At 65.7% G+C, this 1,684-nt stretch carries 1 protein-coding gene; it reads right to left on the bottom strand.

The genetic code is table 11. The annotated features are described in order from the left end of the window. Positions 1-172: 172 nt before the first annotated feature. Complete coding sequence (locus ABD989_RS17600; RefSeq protein ID WP_345314498.1) at positions 173-1,564, bottom strand: IS1380 family transposase; 1,392 nt, start codon at positions 1,562-1,564, stop codon at positions 173-175. Positions 1,565-1,684: the final 120 nt, after the last annotated feature.

Raw genomic sequence — 1,684 nt, 5'->3', positions numbered from 1 at the left:
CCTCGAAATTTCATCGGGGTGACGTCCTGGCCTGTGCGGTTTCGGATGGGGGCTGCGCGGCAGAGTATGCCTGGCGGGTACGACAAGGTGGCCGAGCGTCGGTGCGTCCGGGTTCCACATCACCGGAAGAGCTGCTTCTTTCATGTCGTGAGGTCAGGGCCAGGCTGCCGGGTCAGCCGGGTGCCGGGTAGGCGGCCAGCCGATCGAGACTGGCAGCGAGCATGCCACTCCACGGGTGTTGTTGGTCGTAGCGAAGCCGGAGTCGGCGGGCGTGACGGGCCAGGCGGGCCGCAGTCGCAAACAGTCGCATGCGCAGCTTCTTGGGTTCCCACAGGCGCGCGGCGGTGCCGCCCAGGGCCAGCATCTGCGTCCAGGCGAGCAGATCGCACGCCAACTCGACCACGGCGAGCCAGATCTGATTCTGCGCGAACCCTTTGAGTGGAAAGTTCGTCAGGCCAGTGTCTTTCGCGATCCGAATACGGTCTTCGCAGCGGGCCCTCCGCCGATGCCGGACCTCCAGATCGGCGAGCTGGCCGCCGGTGGTGTTGGTGGCGAACGCGACCAGGCGCCACCCATTGCGGTCGGTGATCCGCAGTTGAGCGCCCGGATGCGGCTTCTCACGGCGGACGATGACCCGCATCCCGGCCGGCCACCCCGACAGGTCCAGGACTCCGGTCAGTTCGGCAACGTCAGCATTCTTGCGGGGTTCACCGTCGGGGTCGTAGGCCGGGGTCCAGGCCTTCTTCGGCAGTCTGTCGATGAGGTGGCCCGTAGCTTCATTCAATGGAAAGCCGACCGAATACGACAGGCGCCGTCGGGCGAGGAAGTCGACGAAGTCGTGGGTACCGCCGGCCGAGTCGGTGCGGATCAGGATCGACTTACCGGGCCGAGACCCAGCGCCGGGGACCTGACCGAGGATCTTCTTCGTCAGGGCGATGTGGTCGGCCGCGGTGTTGGAACCGGCATTGCCGGGCCGCAGGATCGCCGCGGCAGCCTCCCCTGTGCCGTCGGGTCCGTGGTCGATGAACGCCATCAACGGATGAAAACCAAAGCCCCGCTTATAGGTTGGCTTGGCCTGCTCCTTCTCCGAGTGAGCCGTCACCAGCGTCGCATCGATGTCGATGATCAACGGCTTCTTCGCCGACCGACCATGATCGGGCGCCTGCTCGGCGGCCAGGGACCACACCCGCTGGCGGGCGGCGGCGCGAGCGGCTCGGATCGCGTTCACCGCCCGCTCGGGATCGGCGGCCAGGGTGGCGATCAGGCGTGAGACCGTCGGATCGGAGGCCACCAGACCGAACACGTCGGGACGACCGCGGACCATGCTGATGTCGGCCAAACAGTCACCGCCGACAATCAGGCTCGTGGCCAAATCGAGGAGGATCTTCGCTGGATCGTGGGTCGCGAGAGGTTTGCGCCACGGCGCGAGCGCGGTCCGTAACGCGTCGGTGAGGCCGGAGAGTTCGGCGGTACGGGTGGCCAGGACGGTGCCGCCGTGGGTGATGATGCCGCCGCCGTCGGCGGTGGCCTGAATCTGCGGGTAAAACACGGTAGAGTTCTTCACCAGAAAGGTGCTCCTTGCCCTGCTTGTGATTGTCGTTTCGCAACAACAATTATTGCAGCTCAGAGCACCTTTCTTCATGAAAACGGCAGGCCAGGCGAATTCAGCGATGAAAGCCCGAGG

The organism is Gordonia alkaliphila, from assembly GCF_039542465.1.
In the GTDB taxonomy this organism is placed as follows: Bacteria; Actinomycetota; Actinomycetes; order Mycobacteriales; family Mycobacteriaceae; genus Gordonia; species Gordonia alkaliphila.
Note: the sequence above shows the minus strand (reverse complement) of the source record. Positions and strands in the feature narration are given on the sequence as shown.